The organism is Pseudomonas sp. HUK17, assembly GCF_001566765.1.
In genome coordinates this window covers 395,767-411,532 of sequence record NZ_LSMW01000012.1, presented here as the reverse complement: position 1 = coordinate 411,532, position 15,766 = coordinate 395,767, and the positions used below count along the sequence as shown (strand labels likewise).

The following is a 15,766-nucleotide window of genomic DNA, read 5'->3' as shown; positions in this document are numbered from 1 at the left end:
CTGTAGCCCTCATGAGCGAGTCTCGCGACACGCCCCTCGACGCCGATCTGGAAGCCCTCGGTGACCGTGTGGAGCGCCTGCTCCTGCGGCTTGAGGAATTGCAGCGGCAGAATCGACAACTGCGCCAGGGCGAGCGCAACTGGCGCCAGGAGCGCGCCGAGTTGATCGAAAAGAACGAATTGGCCAGATCGAAGGTCGAAGCGATGATTTTACGCCTGAAAGCTTTGGAGCAGGACTCATGAGCATCGAGACCGTGACCGTCCAGATAATGGAAAAGGAATATCGCATCAGCTGCCCGGCTGACGAGCGCGCCAACCTGGAGAGCACCGCTCGCTACCTGGACGGCAAGATGCGCGAGATCCGCGCCAGCGGCAAGGTCATCGGCGCCGACCGCGTGGCCGTGATGGCCGCCCTCAACATCACCCACGAATTGCTGCACCGCCAGGACGACGTCAGCCTGGAAGTCAGCAGCACCCGCGAGCGGGTCCGCGACCTGCTGGATCGCGTCGACCGCGCCCTGATCACCGAACACGACACCACTGCCTGACCGCCGACCCGGGGATCGGCGGGGGTTTGCATCCTGGCTCAGGGGCGTATACTGGAGGTCACTCTCTGGTGTGTGCGCCAGTCGGTCATGTCCCCGAGCCGATAAGCAACACCCCGGGGGTTGCTCGTAAGACTGGTGTGCATGTCCGCTACGGCGGAAAGCCTAAAGGTCTACGACTTCTCCCACCTTGAACCAAGGGTTCAAGGGCTACACCGGCAGCGGCATTCCGGAGAGCTCATTTCTTCCATGACCACCCCGCCTTCTACCGATCTCAGCAGGCCCGCGCTGCGCAAGCTTCTCCGCCAGCGACGTCGCGCCCTCACCCCCGTACAGCAACGCCAGGCCGCCCGCGAACTGTATCGCCAGCTTGCCCAGCATCCGCTGTTTCGTCGCGCCCGCCATATCGCCTTCTACCTGCCCAGCGATGGCGAGATCGATCCGCGTCCATTGCTCGAAGAAGCCCAGCGCCGCGGCAAGGCCACCTATCTGCCGGTACTCTCCCGCTGGCCACGCACCGCCATGATCTTTCAGCGCGTCGGCCGCGGTGAATCCTGGGTGCGCAATCGCTTCGGCATCGCCGAGCCACGCCCGGATCGGCGCCTGGGTCGGCCGACCTGGGCTCTCGGGCTGATCCTGATGCCGCTGGTGGGCTTCGATCCCCAGGGCGGACGCCTGGGCATGGGCAAGGGCTTCTATGATCGCAACCTGGCCTATCTGGCACGCCGACGGCAATGGCGCAGCCCGCAGCTGATCGGCTGTGCCCATGAATGTCAGAAGGTGGAGCGACTGGCACTGGCGGCCTGGGACGTGCCCATGGCGGCCGTGGTGAGCGATGGCGGCTGGTACGGTCAGCGTACCGGAGAGACTTCCCGCGCCGGCTGAGCGTCGCTGGTGTAGCGAGCGTATTGCTGCTGGTTCTGGCGCTGCTCCCAGAAGCTCTGGGTATACCCGGTGGTGACCACGCCCAGGGTAAAGATCAGGACCAGCACCCACAACAGATCAGGTTTGCGTTTCATCGAACTGGGCCACCCCCTTGCTGGCACCTTTGGGCAGGACAGGACGTCGCCCTGTTATGCTCAGCGCGTACGATCAGACTACATCCGGAATGCGCGGCATTCTGCGACAAGCGGTCGCCCCTTGCAATCGACCAGACCCCTTCCTGGAAGCTCCCGAGCATCCATTCGTCAGGAGACGAACCGTGGCCTGCTGGCTGTTGAAATCCGAGCCCGATGAGTTCTCACTGGACGACTTGCAACGCCTGGGCCAGGCGCGTTGGGACGGCGTGCGCAATTACCAGGCACGCAACTTCCTGCGCGCCATGAAACCCGACGAGCTGTTCTTCTTTCATCATTCGAGTTGCGCCGAACCGGGCATCGCCGGCATCGGTCGGATCGTGGGCGAAGCCTTCGCCGACCCCACCGCCCTAGACCCGGAAAGCCCCTACCATGCGCCCAAGGCCAGCGCCGCAGACAATCCCTGGACGGCGCGCCAGGTGGCCTTCGTCGAGGCCTTTCCGCGGCTGCTGACCCTGCCGCGCCTGCGCCAGTTGCCGGCACTCGCCGACTTCGCCCTGCTGCGCAAGGGCAATCGCCTGTCGGTGATGCCGGTCAGCGCCGAGGAGTGGGCGGCGATCGTCGCCGCGGCCCGCGCCTGACCGCGCTCAGGGCTGGATGATCAGGTTGTTGAACAGCAGGTCTTCCACCAGCGGCTTGCCTTCCTCCTGGGTGAGCACGTTCTGCACCTGCTTGAGCGCTTCCTGGCGCAGTTTCTCGCGGGCTTCCACGCCGGCCAGGGTCTCGTCGGTCTGCTGGGCGAACAGCATCACCAGCTGATTGCGAATCAGCGGCTCGTGGAACTCGACCTTATCCTTGGCTTCCTTGCCGGTCATCATCAGGGCGATGTCGGCCTTGTAGTACTTGAGCTTGGGCCCGCTGCCATAGTTGCCGACCAGGGCCGGGGTCAGGTTGTAGAATTCGGTCTTGGGGGCCTCCCCTTCCTTTTTCTCTTCGTTAGCCCAGGCAGTGAAGGCCAGGCAGAAGGACAACAAAACGGCGGCGACGGCTTTCACGGCGAATCCTCTAGAGATGGATGGCTGCAGCATAGCCAGCGGAATTCAAGGGGTCACCTCGAACCTGAGGGTTCCGATCACCTGGCCGACGTCCGTCACCACTTGCACCTGCCAACGGCCGGTCACGTCGCCGGGAAAGTTCTGCTTGTGGGTCCAGGCGCGATAACCGGCCTCGCGACCGCCGCTGATATCCAGGGGAATCCGATCCACCTCCCGACCGGCATGACGCCAGACATGGTAGATACGCTCGTTCAGGCCACGCGGTGCGTTGATGGCGGTGAAGGCATAGAGCCCCTGGGCGCGCAGCTGGGCGCTGCTCAGGCTCTTCACCGCATCGCCGGGCTGGCGCTTGAGGCTGTCGAAGTTGGTGCTCATGCCCATGTCGGTCAGCCACAGGGTGGCCGGCGGCACCCAGGCGCGCCCCAGCCAGCCAAAGGCGCCGATGGCCAGGCACAGGCCCAGCAGCCCCAGCCAGCGCCAGCCCAGGCGTACCCGGAAGGCCACCGCCAGACTGGGAAAGGACAGCAGCACGGCGACGCCCAGAGCCAGTTCGTAGCTCTGGGTAGTGGTCAGGTGCAGGATGATCGGTAGCGCCGTGAGCAGTACCGCGAACAGCGTCAGGGTGTGATAGCTGAGAAATACCCAGCGCCGCGGCGCCAGGGTCTTGTAGTAGAGCGGATCGATGATGGACACCAGGGCGGCCGCGCCAAGCAGTCCGGTGAACAGCGCCTGGCCGCTGTTCCAGGCCGTGGTGATGGCAAAGAACGGCAGGCAGAAGAACAGACTTTCCTGGTGGATCAACTGGGTGGCGTAGCGTAGCAGCGGTGGTGGCAATTCCCAGCCGAAACGGCGGCTGACCCAGCCCCGCAGCACGTTTTCCAGCATCAGCCAGACCCAGCTCGCCAGCATGATCACCGCCATCACCGGGGCGAAACCCTTCTGCCGGTCCACCAGCAGGAAGCTGCAGATCCCCGAGATGAAGCCGGCCAGGGCGATCAATCGCGGATAGCGCTCGAACAGGGTGGTGATCAGGGTCAGGGCGCGGGAGGACAGGACTTTCCAGGCAGGCATGATGACTCGTGAAAACGGCAGCAAAGACGCGCCACCCTAGGCGCGCAACCCGTACAGATCAAGAGGGAATCCGGGCACCCACTGCCACAGGGCGGAAAAGCCTATGCAGGCTGTAATATCATTGTAATATTCGAAAACGAACCTGGAATGTTCGCTTTCGATTAATACCTATAACAATACCGAGGCTCCCATGCTTGGAATCTTCGCCCCTGCGGCCCATCGCGCGCCGCTGCCCGCCGATCGTATCGATCCCGTCTACCGTCGCCTCCGCTGGCAGATCTTCGCCGGGATCTTTATCGGCTACGCGGGCTACTACCTGCTGCGCAAGAACTTCTCGCTGGCCATGCCCTACTTGGTCGAGCAAGGCTACAGCCGCGGGGAACTGGGCGTGGCGCTCTCCGCGGTGGCCATCGCCTACGGCCTGTCCAAGTTCCTCATGGGCCTGGTCTCGGACCGCTCCAACCCGCGCTATTTCCTGCCCTTCGGGCTGGTCATGTCGGCGCTGGTGATGCTGCTGTTCGGATTCGCGCCCTGGGCGACCTCCAGTGTCAGCATCATGTTCGTCCTGCTGTTCCTCAACGGCTGGTTCCAGGGCATGGGCTGGCCGCCCAGCGGTCGCACCATGGTGCACTGGTGGTCACAGAAGGAGCGTGGCGGCGTGGTCTCGGTATGGAACGTCGCCCACAATGTCGGCGGCGGCCTGATCGGCCCGCTGTTCCTACTCGGCCTGGCCTGGTTCAACGACTGGCACGCGGCCTTCTATGTCCCGGCGGTCGTGGCCCTGGCGGTCGCGGTGTTCGCCTTCATCGCCATGCGCGATACCCCGCAATCCTGCGGCCTGCCGTCGGTGGAACACTGGAAACAGGATTTCCCCGAAGGCTACAGCGAAGGTCATGAACGCGAATTCTCCACCAAGGAGATCTTCGTCGAATACGTACTGAAGAATCGCCTGCTTTGGTACATCGCCTTCGCCAACGTCTTCGTCTACCTGCTGCGCTATGGCGTGCTGGACTGGGCCCCCACCTACCTCAAGGAGGCCAAGCACTTCTCGGTGGACAAGACCTCCTGGGCCTACTTCTTCTACGAATGGGCCGGCATCCCCGGCACCCTGCTCTGTGGCTGGCTCTCGGACAAACTGTTCCGCGGCAACCGTGGCGCCACCGGCGTGGTGTTCATGCTCGGCGTACTGGTCGCCACCCTGGTCTATTGGCTCAACCCGGAAGGCAATCCCGGCATCGACCTGGCGGCCCTGGTATCCATCGGCTTCCTGATCTACGGCCCGGTGATGCTGATCGGCCTGCAGGCGCTGGAACTGGTGCCCAAGAAGGCCGCCGGCACCGCCGCGGGCTTCACCGGCCTGTTCGGCTATCTGGGCGGTTCGGTGGCGGCCAACGCCCTGGTGGGCTACACCGTGGACCACTTCGGCTGGGATGGTGGCTTCATGCTGCTGGTCGGCTCCTGCGTCCTGGCCATCGTCTTCCTGGCGATGACTCTGAGACACACCGGCATGGTGGCCAAGTCGGCGCAGTAGCGCCGATTGCCCAGGATGGATGACGGCACAGCCTCATCCACTCTGGGTCCTGGTCGAAAACGCTTTGTGCTTTTCGATCAATCGCGGCCATGGGCCGCTCCTACAGGTAGAGCTTACCCGTAGGAGCGGCCCATGGCCGCGATAGGCTCACCCCCGCGGCGCGTAGGCGAAGACGTCGGCGCGCATCTGGTGCGCGTCCATGCCGGCGTCCACCAGGGCGTCTAGGGTGGCATAGACCATCGCCGGTGAGCCGCTGGCATAGACGTGCAGCCCGCCCAGGTCAGCGAAATCCGCGCGCACCACCTCGTGCAACAGACCGCAGCGCCCTTCCCAGCCACAGGCCTCGCTCACCACCCGGTTCAGGGTGAGATTGGGCAGCGCCGTCCAGTTGTCCCAGGCCTCGATGGCATAGAAGTCGTCTGGCGTCCGCACACCCCAATAGAGGTGCACCGGATGGGCGAAGCCCCGGGTGCGGGCATCTTCGATCAGGCTGTGCATCTGCGCCATGCCGGTCCCGGCGGCGATCAGCACCAGGGGGCCAGCCGGCAATTCGGCCAGATGGGCGTCGCCATAGGGCAACTCGACCTGGGCCATGCCCCTGCTTTCCAGTTGCGCCAGCAGCGCCTGGCTGCTCGCCTCGCGGGCCAGCACGTGCAATTCCAGCTCACGCCCCTGGTGGGGCGCCGAGGCCAGGGAAAAGGCCGATTGCTTGCCGTCATCGCGCTGGATCAATAGGTACTGACCGGCGTGATAGCGCGGCGCCCGGCCGGCCGGCGCGCGCAGGCGCACCCGGCGGACATCGCCCCCCACGTCATCCAGGGCAACCACCTGACAGGCCAGCTGGCGCACCGGCAACTCACCGGGCGCCAGGACGCCATCCCACTGCAGCAAGCAATCGCCGAGCGGTACCGCCACGCAGACATAGACCTCGCCGTGATCGACGGTCTTTCCGTGCTGGGTGACCTGCCCCTCCACCAGCAGCGCGGCGCAGAGCTGGCAGTTGCCGTTGCGGCAGCTGTGCGGTCCGCTGTAGCCGAGACGCTGCGCGGCGGCCAGGATGGCTTCGCCGGGCTGGGTTTCCAATACCGCACCCGAAGGCTGCAGGGTGACCTTCATCGTCGTCTCCGTTAATCGATCCCGAGACTGGACCACATCTCGTCCACCCGTTTGACCACCGCTTCGTCCTTGACGATCGCCCGCCCCCACTCACGCGTGGTTTCGCCCGGCCACTTGTGGGTGGCATCCAGGCCCATCTTCGAGCCCAGGCCGGAGATCGGCGAGGCGAAGTCCAGGTAGTCGATGGGGGTGTTGTCGATCATCACGGTGTCGCGCTTGGGATCCATGCGCGTGGTGACCGCCCAGATGACATCGTTCCAGTCGCGGGCATTGATGTCGTCGTCGGTGACGATCACGAACTTGGTGTACATGAACTGCCGCAAGAACGACCAGACGCCCAGCATCACCCGCTTGGCATGGCCCGGGTACTGCTTCTTGATGGTCACCACCGCCATGCGGTAGGAGCAGCCTTCCGGCGGCAGGTAGAAGTCGACGATTTCCGGAAACTGCTTTTGCAGGATGGGCACGAAGACTTCGTTGAGCGCCACGCCGAGGATGGCCGGCTCGTCCGGCGGCCGTCCGGTGTAGGTGCTGTGGTAGATGGGGTCGCGGCGGCGGGTGATGCGTTCCACGGTGAACACCGGGAAGGTATCGACCTCGTTGTAGTAGCCGGTATGGTCGCCATAGGGGCCTTCCGGCGCCGTCTCACCCGGATGGATGACCCCTTCCAGCACGATCTCGGCACTGGCCGGCACCTGCAGGTCGTTGCCCACGCACTTGATCAGCTCGCTGCGACTGCCGCGCAACAGGCCGGCGAAGGCGTATTCGGACAGGGTATCGGGCACCGGAGTGACTGCGCCCAGGATGGTGGCCGGATCGGCGCCCAGGGCCACGGCCACCGGGTAGGGCTGGCCGGGATGCTTCTGGCACCACTCGCGGAAATCCAGGGCACCGCCTCTATGGCTCAGCCAGCGCATGATCAGCTTGTTGCGGCCGATGACCTGCTGGCGATAGATGCCGAGGTTCTGGCGCTCCTTGTTGGGTCCGCGGGTGACGGTCAGGCCCCAGGTGATCAGCGGCGCCACGTCGCCCGGCCAGCAGTGCTGGATCGGCAGCTTGCCGAGATCGACCGCCTCGCCCTCTTCGATCACCTCCTGGCAGGGCGCGTCCTTGAGAACCTTGGGCGCCATACTGATGACCTTCTTGTAGATCGGCAGCTTCGACCAGGCGTCCTTGAGGCCCTTGGGCGGCTCGGGCTCCTTGAGAAAGGCCAGCAGCTTGCCGATCTCGCGCAGAGCGCCGACGTCTTCGGCGCCCATGCCCAGGGCCACGCGCTGGGGCGTACCGAACAGGTTGCCCAGCACGGGCATGGAGAAGCCCACGGGATTCTCGAACAGCAGCGCCGGGCCCTGCTTGCGCAGGGTCCGGTCGCAGATTTCGGTCATCTCGAGGATCGGCGAGACCGGGGCGGTCACGCGCTTCAGTTCACCACGCTGCTCCAGGCTGCGGATGAAGTCACGCAGATCTCGGTATTGCATGCGGCCTCTTGGCGCTGGGGAAAGTCTGGCAGTCTACCGCCTGAGTCGCGCATCGAGAAAGCATTGGCCCAGAAACGCCAAAGGCCGGGATTTCCCGGCCTTTGCTTGCGACTGCGCCTTACTTGCTGCGCTTCATCGAATCGAAGAACTCGTTGTTGGTCTTGGTCTGACGCAACTTGTCGAGGAGGAATTCGATCCCGGCGATCTCGTCCATCGGATGCAGGATCTTGCGCAGGATCCACATGCGCGACAGCTCTTCCTCGTCGGTGAGCAGCTCTTCGCGGCGGGTGCCGGACTTGTTGATGTTGATGGCCGGGAAGACGCGCTTCTCGGCGATCCGACGCTCCAGGGGCAGTTCCATGTTGCCGGTGCCCTTGAATTCCTCGTAGATCACCTCGTCCATCTTCGAGCCGGTTTCCACCAGCGCGGTGGCGATGATGGTCAGGCTGCCGCCTTCTTCGATGTTACGGGCGGCGCCGAAGAAGCGCTTGGGCTTCTCCAGGGCATGGGCGTCGACACCACCGGTGAGCACCTTGCCGGAGCTGGGGATCACGGTGTTGAAAGCCCGCGCCAGACGGGTGATGGAATCCAGCAGGATGACCACGTCCTTCTTGTGCTCGACCAGGCGCTTGGCCTTCTCGATCACCATGTCGGCGACCTGCACGTGGCGGGTCGGCGGCTCGTCGAAGGTGGAGGCCACCACTTCACCGCGCACGGTGCGCTGCATCTCGGTCACTTCCTCGGGACGCTCGTCGATGAGCAGCACGATGAGGTAGCACTCGGGATTGTTGCGGGTGATGTTGGCCGCGATGTTCTGCAGCATGATGGTCTTGCCGGCCTTGGGCGGCGCGACGATCAGACCGCGCTGACCCTTGCCGATGGGAGCGCAGAGGTCGATGACCCGACCGGTGAGGTCTTCGGTGGAGCCGTTGCCGGCTTCCATGGTCAGGCGCTTGTTGGGGAACAGGGGCGTGAGGTTCTCGAACAGCACCTTGTTCTTGGCGTTTTCCGGCCGGTCGAAGTTGATGGTGTCGACCTTGAGCAACGCGAAGTAGCGCTCGCCCTCTTTCGGCGGACGAATCTTGCCGATGATGGTATCGCCGGTGCGCAGGTTGAAGCGGCGGATCTGGCTGGGGGAGACATAGATGTCGTCGGGACCGGCCAGGTAGGAGGAGTCGGCGCTACGCAGGAAGCCGAAGCCGTCCTGCAGGATCTCCAGCACGCCATCTCCGGAAATCTCGTCGCCACCTTTCGCATGCTTCTTGAGCAGCGCGAAGATGATGTCCTGCTTGCGGGACCGGGCCATGTTTTCCAAGCCCGCGGCATCCGCCATTTCCAACAGTTCCGTGATGGGCTTTTGCTTGAGTTCGGTCAGATTCATAGACGTATGTTGACGTGAGAAGAGGCGAAGGAGGGAATCGAGCTGAGCGGTCGGATGCGAGATTAGCTTCGCGGGATGCGTTCTGAAGAGGAGAACTGACGGCTGCAGCAGATGAGAAGACGACCCGCTGATGGGGTCGTGGGCTGGAATCTAGCACCTGCATGGGTGCTCGTCCAGCCGTCCAGGCATAAAAAAGCCCCGCATGGCGGGGCTTTCGACTGGATTCCTCAGACGTTGGCGTCGAGGAAGGCGGCCAGTTGCGACTTGGACAGGGCACCGACCTTGGTGGCCTCGACCGCGCCGTTCTTGAACAGCATCAGGGTCGGGATGCCACGCACGCCGTACTTGGGCGGGGTGTCCTGGTTTTCATCGATGTTCAGTTTGCAGACCTTGAGCTTGCCCTGGTAATCCTTGGCGATCTCATCCAGGACCGGGGCGATCATCTTGCACGGACCGCACCATTCGGCCCAATAGTCGACCAGCACGGGGCTGTCGGACTTCAGCACGTCCTGCTCGAAGCTGGCGTCGCTGACGTTGGTGATGTATTCGCTCATTGACTCTCTCCGAATTCGGGTGCGACTTGAAGTATGGCCATGATAGCCCTGCTGCCGTCACTTCGAAAGCATTCGAACATTGATGGTGACTATGACGGGCATTGATGGCAGAGGCAGCTCACGATCCGGCGAGCCGGCGATAGGGTCTTTTTAGCACCGTTTGACCACCGCGCCGCCGATCATGGACAGCTGGTTAGACAGCGGGCACCGGGAAAGGGGTTCCACTGCGCAGCGCCGCATTGCGGATATGTTCGCGCATGGCCTTTTGCGCCGCTGCCGGCGAGCGGCGACTCAGGGCCCGAAGGATACGCCGGTGTTCCTGCCAGGTTTCCAGTGCCCGCTCGGGCCGGACGAAGGGCAGCTTCTGACTTTCGTGAAAGCGCTCGGGGCTGGTGGTGATCACTGCCAGCATGGCCGGATTGTCCGCGGCCAGCAGCAGCTGGCGATGGAAATCGAAGTCCAGCGCGGCCGCTTCTTCCAGCTCATTGGCCCGCAGCGCCCGGTGCAGGGCGGCGAGATTGACCTCCAGGCGATCCAGGTCGGCGGGGCCCAGGGTAACGGCGGCCAGACCGGCCGCGAAGCCTTCGAGGGCAAAGCGCAGCTGGAAGACATGGGCGGCGGCGACCTCGCCAGCGAAGGGCCAGTGTCCGTCCGCCGTGCTCGCCGTCTCCTGGACATAGACCCCACGTCCAGGCTGCACGCTGACCAGGCCCAGGGCACTGAGGGTGGACAGCGCCTCGCGCAGGGAGGCGCGACTCACTCCCAGCCGCTCGGCCAGCTCACGCTGCGCCGGGAGCGCCGCGCCGGGGGCATAGCCTTCGGTCTCGATCAGCCGGCGAATGGCGTCGACGGCATATTGGGGTACGGCGCGGGTGGCAGCGAAGGGCATGGGGTGGTCAGGCCAGTCAGTCCGGAAGTTCGCCTTTTATGCCGATTTTCCCGCCAGTTCAAGCCTGGCCCCATGGCGGAGCACAGGGCGGTAAGCGCGCACCAAAGCGGCCCACACCCAAAGCAGAGGTCTGCTTAGCCACCAGCGAACTGTTCAGACCAGTAAGACCAATCCTCAGGTCTGACGGCCCTCGCGCCCGTCTGGCCAGGGACTGGCACATGAAATGCACTGGGCACAGCCACCCATCCTGCTTCCGGAGTCTCGTCATGCTCAAGCGCTGGACCGCCCTCTCCCTGCTCGCCTTGGGCCTGACCGCCCTGCACACCCCCGTCCAGGCCGACCAGCTGGCCGATATCCAGCAGCGCGGCACGGTGCGCATCGCCGTGCCCCAGGACTTTCCGCCCTTCGGCACCGTGGGCCCCGACCTCAAGCCCCGCGGCCTGGACATCGACACCGCCCAGTTGGTCGCCGACAAGCTGGGCGTCAAGCTGGCGCTGACCCCGGTCACCAGCACCAACCGCATCCCCTTCCTGACCACCGGCAAGGTGGACATGGTCATCTCCAGCCTGGGCAAGAATCCCGAGCGCGAACAGGTCATCGACTTCACCAAGCCGTATGCGCCCTTCTTTCTCGGCGTCTTCGGCGCCAAGGGCAGCGGCCTGAGCACGCCCGAGGAGCTGGCTGGCAAGACCATCGCCGTGACCCGCGGTGGCATCGAGGACATGGAGCTGAGCAAGGTGGCGCCCAAGGAGGCGGTGATCAAGAGATTCGAGGACAACAACGCCACCATCGCTGCCTATCTCGCCGGCCAGACCGAATTCATCGCCAGCGGCAGCTCGGTGATGGCCTCCATCGCCGAGAAGAAGCCCGAGCGCGCGCCGGAAATGAAGCTCACCCTGAAGAATTCGCCCAACTACATCGGCCTGGCCAAGCACGAACCGGCACTCAAGGCCAAGCTGGACAGCATCATCGACGCCGCTCGCGCCGACGGCAGCCTGGATCGCCAGGCCGAGAAATGGCTGGGCCAGCCGCTGCCCAAGGACATGTAAGGCATGGCCTATCAGTTCGACTTCCAGCCGGTCCTGCAGCAGGGTGACCTGCTGCTCAAGGGCGCCCTCTTCACCCTGGAGCTGACCGCCATCGGCGCGGCGCTGGGCATCGCCCTGGGCATCCTGGGCGCGGTCTGCCGCGCCTGGCAGCTCAAGCCCTTCGACCGGGTGTTCGGCGTCTATGTCGAGCTGATCCGCAACACGCCCTTTCTGATCCAGCTGTTCTTCATCTTTTTCGGCCTGCCCTCGCTGGGGGTGCACATCAGCGAATGGCAGGCGGCGGTACTGGCCATGGTGATCAATCTGGGCGCCTATTCCACGGAGATCATCCGTGCCGGCATCCAGGCGGTACCCAAGGGCCAGCTGGAAGCCGCCGCGGCCCTGGCCATGACCCGCGCCGAGACCTTTCGCCACGTGATCCTCAGGCCCGCCCTGGCCAAGGTCTGGCCGGCGCTGTCGAGCCAGGTGGTGATCGTGATGCTGGGTTCGGCGGTCTGCTCGCAGATCTCCACCGAGGAGCTGACCTTTGCCGCCAACTTCATCCAGTCGCGCAACTTCCGCGCCTTCGAAACCTATCTGCTGACCACCCTGCTCTATCTAGTCATGGCCATCGGCGTACGCCAGCTGCTGCACTGGATCGGTCGGCGCTTCATCCAGGGAGGCCGCTGATGGACTTCACCCTCTGGGACATCGTCCGCAACCTGGGCACCGGGCTGTACTGGACCTTTGTCCTCTCGCTGGCGGCCTTTGCCGGCGGCGGTCTGGCCGGCCTGCTGGTGCTCTGGGCACGACTGTCGCCGCTGCGGACGCCACGCACGCTGGCGCGCCTGCACATCGAGCTGTTCCAGGGCACGCCACTATTGATGCAGCTGTTCCTGGTGTTCTTCGGCGTCTCGCTGCTGGGGCTGGAGATTCCCGCCTGGCTGGCCGCCGGGGTGGCCCTGACCCTGTTCACCAGCGCCTACCTCGCCGAGATCTGGCGCGGCTGCGTCGAGGCCATTCCCCATGGCCAGTGGGAAGCCTCGGAAAGCCTGGCCCTGACCCGCTTCGAGCAGTTGCGCCACGTCATCCTGCCGCAGGCCCTGCGCATCGCCGTGGCGCCCACCGTGGGCTTCTCGGTACAGGTGGTCAAGGGCACCGCGGTGACCTCCATCATCGGCTTCACCGAGCTGACCAAGATCGGCGGCATGCTCGCCAATGCCACCTACCAGCCCTTCACCGTCTACGGCCTCGCCGCCCTGGGCTACTTCCTCCTCTGCTACCCCCTGTCGCTGGCCGCGCGCTGGCTGGAAAGGAGACTGCATGCCGCTGCTTAGAGTGACCGCCCTGCACAAACACTATGGCAATCACCATGTGCTCAAGGGCATCGACCTGACCGTCGAGGAAGGCCAGGTGGTGGCCATCATCGGCAAGAGCGGCTCGGGCAAGAGCACCCTGCTGCGCACCCTGAACGGTCTGGAGTCGATCAACGACGGCGTCATCGAGGTGGATGGCGAGTACCTGGACGCCGCGCGGGTCAATCTGCGTTCCCTGCGGCAAAAGGTCGGCATGGTCTTCCAGCAGTTCAACCTCTTCCCGCATCTCACGGTGGGCGAGAACGTGATGCTGGCGCCCCAGGTGGTCAAGAAGACGAGCAAGGACGAGGCCCGCGCCCTGGCCCAACAGATGCTCGACCGGGTCGGCCTGGCGGAAAAATTCGACAGCTATCCGGATCGGCTGTCCGGCGGCCAGCAGCAGCGGGTGGCCATCGCCCGCGCCCTGGCCATGTCGCCCAAGGTGCTGCTGTGCGACGAGATCACCTCGGCACTGGACCCTGAGCTGGTCAACGAGGTGCTGGCGGTGGTCAAGCAACTGGCCAGCGAAGGCATGACCTTGATCATGGTCACCCACGAGATGAGATTCGCCCGCGAGGTGGGCGACAAGCTGGTGTTCATGCATCAGGGCAAGGTGCATGAAAGCGGCCATCCCCAGGCGTTGTTCGCCCAGCCGCAGACCCCGGAACTGGCCCAATTCATCGGTCAAGTGGCCTCCTGAGCCGAAAAACCCCATTTTTTCTGCCACTTTGCGCAACCGTCACCGCTGTGCGCTTGAAGCCGTCACCGGCTAGCTGGCACGATGGCGCGGTTTATCGCCGAGAGCCTCCAGATGCAGCCTTCGCCAGCCGAACCCCACGAACTGATCGCCGCCATCGATTTGGGCTCGAACAGCTTTCATATCGTCCGGGCACGCAATTTCCACGGGGAGATCCGCATCCTTGAGCGGCTGGGCGAAAAGATCCAGCTGGCTGCCGGCCTGGACGACTCGCGTCTGCTCAGCGAAGAGGCCATCCAGCGTGGCCTAGACTGCCTGCGCCGCTTCGCCCAGCTGATCGCCGGCATGCCGCGCGGCGCCGTGCGGGTGGTGGGCACCAACGCCTTGCGCGAGGCACGCAATCGCGCCGAATTCATCCAGCGCGCCGAAGCCGTGCTCGGCCATGCGGTCGAGGTCATCTCCGGTCGCGAAGAGGCGCGTCTCATCTACCTGGGCGTGTCCCACTCCATGCCCGATGTGCCCGGGCGTCGCCTGGTCACCGATATCGGTGGCGGCAGCACCGAATTCATCATCGGCCAGCGCTTCGAAACCCTGCAGCGCGAGAGTCTGCAGATGGGCTGCGTCAGCTTCACCAAGCGTTTCTTCGCCGACGGCAAGATCACCGCCGCCCAGTACGCCCGTGCCTATACCGCCGCGCGTCTGGAATTGATGAACATCGACCAGGGTCTGCGCGAGATGGGCTGGCACCAGGCCCTTGGCGCCTCCGGCACCATTCGCGCCGTGGCTCTGGCGATCCAGGCCGCCGGTCGCGGCACTGGCGAGATCACCCCGGACGGCATCGAGTGGCTCAAGCGCAAGCTGCTCAAGCAGGGCGACATCAACCTGCTCAACATCGACGGCGTGAAGCCGGATCGGCGCGCCATCCTGCCCGGCGGCCTGGCCATCCTCGAAGCCCTGTTCAAGGCCCTGGAACTGCAGGAGATGCACCTCTCCGAAGGCGCCCTGCGCGAAGGGGTCCTTTACGACATGATCGGCCGGCACAGCCACGAGGACGTGCGCGAACGCACCCTCAAGGGCCTGGCCGAGCGCTACCACGTCGATCAGCGCCACGCTGAGCGGGTGGAAAAGCGCGCCCTGAAGTCCCTGGCACAGGTCGCCGAGGCCTGGGCCCTGACCGACGAGAACCATGCCGAACTGCTGCGCTGGGCGGCGCGCCTGCATGGCGTGGGGCTGGACATCGCCCACTACCAGTACCACAAGCACGGTGCCTACCTGATCGAGCACTCGGACCTGCCCGGCTTCTCCCGCCGCGATCAACAGGCCCTGGCCCTGCTGGTACGCGGCCATCGCCGCAACATCCCCTTGGAGCGCCTGCAGGAGCTCGGCCCGGAAGGCGAGCCGCTGCTGCGCCTGACCCTGCTGCTGCGCTTCGCCATCCTCTTCCACCACATCCGCCACAAGAGCATCCCGGACGTCCAGCTCAGCGCCGGCGAGCGCAGCCTGGACGTGCAGTTCCCCGACGGCTGGCTGGAGGAAAATCCCCTGACCCAAGCCGACTTCGAACTGGAAGCCCAGTGGCTGGAGCGGGTGGGGTATCGGTTGAGCGTGCGCTGAGGGGATTTTTCGTAGGTTGGGCTGAGCGCCAGCGAAGCCCAACTGTTGGCTTTTCACCGCCCTAACTGATTATCGTGTTTTGTTGATGGCTCTTGTTTCGCCTGGCCGGCGACTTACTTTTCTTTGCTTGTGCAAAGAAAAGTAAGCAAAAGAAAGCACACCCCAACAGTTCGGCCCTACGCTGCGCTCCGGGTCCCCTCGTCCCGGCGCCGTGGCGGGGGCACGGCACGAAGGGGCCTCCTGCCCCTCGCGCCTTGCTCGGCGTCCTGCCTCGCAACCCCCGCCACGACACCGGAACTCGGCCTCACTGACGGGGACAGGGCGCCAGCCGGAGGCCACAGTGTTTACAGAGAGAACTAGAGCGGATTCGTAGCGTGGAAAACCGCGCAGCGTTTTCCACAGGTGAATACCGACGTCATCAGTGGACAAGACTTGGC

Annotated in this window: 18 protein-coding genes and 1 other RNA gene; 11 read left to right on the top strand and 8 right to left on the bottom strand. The window is 64.6% G+C overall.

The window, feature by feature from the left end:
- Positions 1 to 11: 11 nt before the first annotated feature.
- The 4 genes from AX284_RS08830 (at position 12) to AX284_RS08815 (ending at position 1,429) form a co-directional block, all read left to right on the top strand.
- Complete coding sequence (locus tag AX284_RS08830; RefSeq protein WP_017639428.1) at positions 12 to 242, top strand: TIGR02449 family protein; 231 nt, start codon at positions 12 to 14, stop codon at positions 240 to 242.
- Positions 239 to 547 (top strand): cell division protein ZapA, encoded by a 309-nt coding sequence (locus AX284_RS08825; RefSeq protein WP_017639427.1) that lies wholly within the window; start codon positions 239 to 241, stop codon positions 545 to 547. Before AX284_RS08830 ends, AX284_RS08825 begins: the two co-directional genes overlap by 4 nt.
- Positions 548 to 606: 59 nt before the next feature.
- A non-coding RNA gene (ssrS, locus tag AX284_RS08820) (6S RNA) lies at positions 607 to 784 on the top strand.
- Positions 785 to 793: 9 nt separating this feature from the next.
- Positions 794 to 1,429, top strand: a complete 636-nt coding sequence (locus AX284_RS08815; protein ID WP_068384686.1) for a 5-formyltetrahydrofolate cyclo-ligase — start codon at positions 794 to 796, stop codon at positions 1,427 to 1,429.
- Here AX284_RS08815 and AX284_RS11970 read toward each other — a convergent pair.
- Positions 1,396 to 1,563: a hypothetical protein gene (locus AX284_RS11970; protein WP_017639425.1), complete on the bottom strand. Its 168-nt coding sequence runs from the start codon at positions 1,561 to 1,563 to the stop codon at positions 1,396 to 1,398. The two genes, AX284_RS08815 and AX284_RS11970, sit on opposite strands and share 34 nt — an antisense overlap.
- A gap of 182 nt (positions 1,564 to 1,745) precedes the next feature.
- Between AX284_RS11970 and AX284_RS08810 the strand changes: the two genes are divergently transcribed.
- Positions 1,746 to 2,201, top strand: coding sequence for an EVE domain-containing protein (locus tag AX284_RS08810; protein WP_068384683.1), 456 nt, complete (start codon positions 1,746 to 1,748; stop codon positions 2,199 to 2,201).
- 6 nt (positions 2,202 to 2,207) lie between these two features.
- On the opposite strand, the gene AX284_RS08805 is transcribed toward AX284_RS08810, so the two are convergent.
- Both AX284_RS08805 and AX284_RS08800 read right to left on the bottom strand, forming a co-directional pair.
- A complete protein-coding gene (locus tag AX284_RS08805; protein WP_017639423.1) occupies positions 2,208 to 2,615 on the bottom strand; it encodes a flagellar basal body-associated protein FliL in 408 nt (135 codons plus the stop codon).
- A gap of 45 nt (positions 2,616 to 2,660) precedes the next feature.
- Positions 2,661 to 3,686, bottom strand: a complete 1,026-nt coding sequence (locus tag AX284_RS08800) for a DUF5924 family protein (RefSeq protein WP_017639422.1) — start codon at positions 3,684 to 3,686, stop codon at positions 2,661 to 2,663.
- Positions 3,687 to 3,876: 190 nt separating this feature from the next.
- Between AX284_RS08800 and glpT the strand changes: the two genes are divergently transcribed.
- Positions 3,877 to 5,217, top strand: coding sequence for a glycerol-3-phosphate transporter (gene glpT, locus AX284_RS08795; RefSeq protein ID WP_068384681.1), 1,341 nt, complete (start codon positions 3,877 to 3,879; stop codon positions 5,215 to 5,217).
- Positions 5,218 to 5,364: 147 nt separating this feature from the next.
- On the opposite strand, the gene AX284_RS08790 is transcribed toward glpT, so the two are convergent.
- From AX284_RS08790 to AX284_RS08770, 5 genes are all read right to left on the bottom strand, one after another.
- Positions 5,365 to 6,333 carry a CDP-6-deoxy-delta-3,4-glucoseen reductase gene (locus tag AX284_RS08790; protein WP_068384679.1) on the bottom strand — a complete coding sequence of 323 codons (969 nt, stop codon included), beginning with the start codon at positions 6,331 to 6,333 and terminating at the stop codon, positions 5,365 to 5,367.
- Between the two features lie 11 nt (positions 6,334 to 6,344).
- Positions 6,345 to 7,811, bottom strand: a complete 1,467-nt coding sequence (ubiD, locus tag AX284_RS08785; RefSeq protein ID WP_017639419.1) for a 4-hydroxy-3-polyprenylbenzoate decarboxylase — start codon at positions 7,809 to 7,811, stop codon at positions 6,345 to 6,347.
- A 118-nt stretch (positions 7,812 to 7,929) separates the two neighbouring features.
- A complete protein-coding gene (rho, locus tag AX284_RS08780) occupies positions 7,930 to 9,192 on the bottom strand; it encodes a transcription termination factor Rho (protein WP_017639418.1) in 1,263 nt (420 codons plus the stop codon).
- 227 nt (positions 9,193 to 9,419) lie between these two features.
- Positions 9,420 to 9,746, bottom strand: coding sequence for a thioredoxin TrxA (gene trxA, locus AX284_RS08775; protein WP_017639417.1), 327 nt, complete (start codon positions 9,744 to 9,746; stop codon positions 9,420 to 9,422).
- A 193-nt stretch (positions 9,747 to 9,939) separates the two neighbouring features.
- Positions 9,940 to 10,635 (bottom strand): FadR/GntR family transcriptional regulator, encoded by a 696-nt coding sequence (locus AX284_RS08770; protein ID WP_017639416.1) that lies wholly within the window; start codon positions 10,633 to 10,635, stop codon positions 9,940 to 9,942.
- Positions 10,636 to 10,901: 266 nt separating this feature from the next.
- On the opposite strand from AX284_RS08770, the gene AX284_RS08765 reads away from it, so the two are divergent.
- From AX284_RS08765 to ppx, 5 genes are all read left to right on the top strand, one after another.
- On the top strand, positions 10,902 to 11,684 hold the full coding sequence (locus AX284_RS08765; protein ID WP_017639415.1) for a transporter substrate-binding domain-containing protein: 783 nt from the start codon (positions 10,902 to 10,904) through the stop codon (positions 11,682 to 11,684).
- Positions 11,685 to 11,687: 3 nt separating this feature from the next.
- A complete protein-coding gene (locus AX284_RS08760) occupies positions 11,688 to 12,353 on the top strand; it encodes an amino acid ABC transporter permease (protein ID WP_064307796.1) in 666 nt (221 codons plus the stop codon).
- On the top strand, positions 12,350 to 13,000 hold the full coding sequence (locus tag AX284_RS08755; protein WP_173148739.1) for an amino acid ABC transporter permease: 651 nt from the start codon (positions 12,350 to 12,352) through the stop codon (positions 12,998 to 13,000). The genes AX284_RS08760 and AX284_RS08755 overlap by 4 nt, the downstream gene beginning before the upstream one ends.
- Positions 12,987 to 13,718, top strand: coding sequence for an amino acid ABC transporter ATP-binding protein (locus AX284_RS08750; RefSeq protein ID WP_064307795.1), 732 nt, complete (start codon positions 12,987 to 12,989; stop codon positions 13,716 to 13,718). Before AX284_RS08755 ends, AX284_RS08750 begins: the two co-directional genes overlap by 14 nt.
- A gap of 111 nt (positions 13,719 to 13,829) precedes the next feature.
- The gene (gene ppx / locus AX284_RS08745) at positions 13,830 to 15,329 is read left to right on the top strand and encodes an exopolyphosphatase (RefSeq protein ID WP_026083659.1); all 1,500 of its coding nucleotides are present in this window, start codon (positions 13,830 to 13,832) and stop codon (positions 15,327 to 15,329) included.
- Positions 15,330 to 15,766 lie beyond the last annotated feature (437 nt).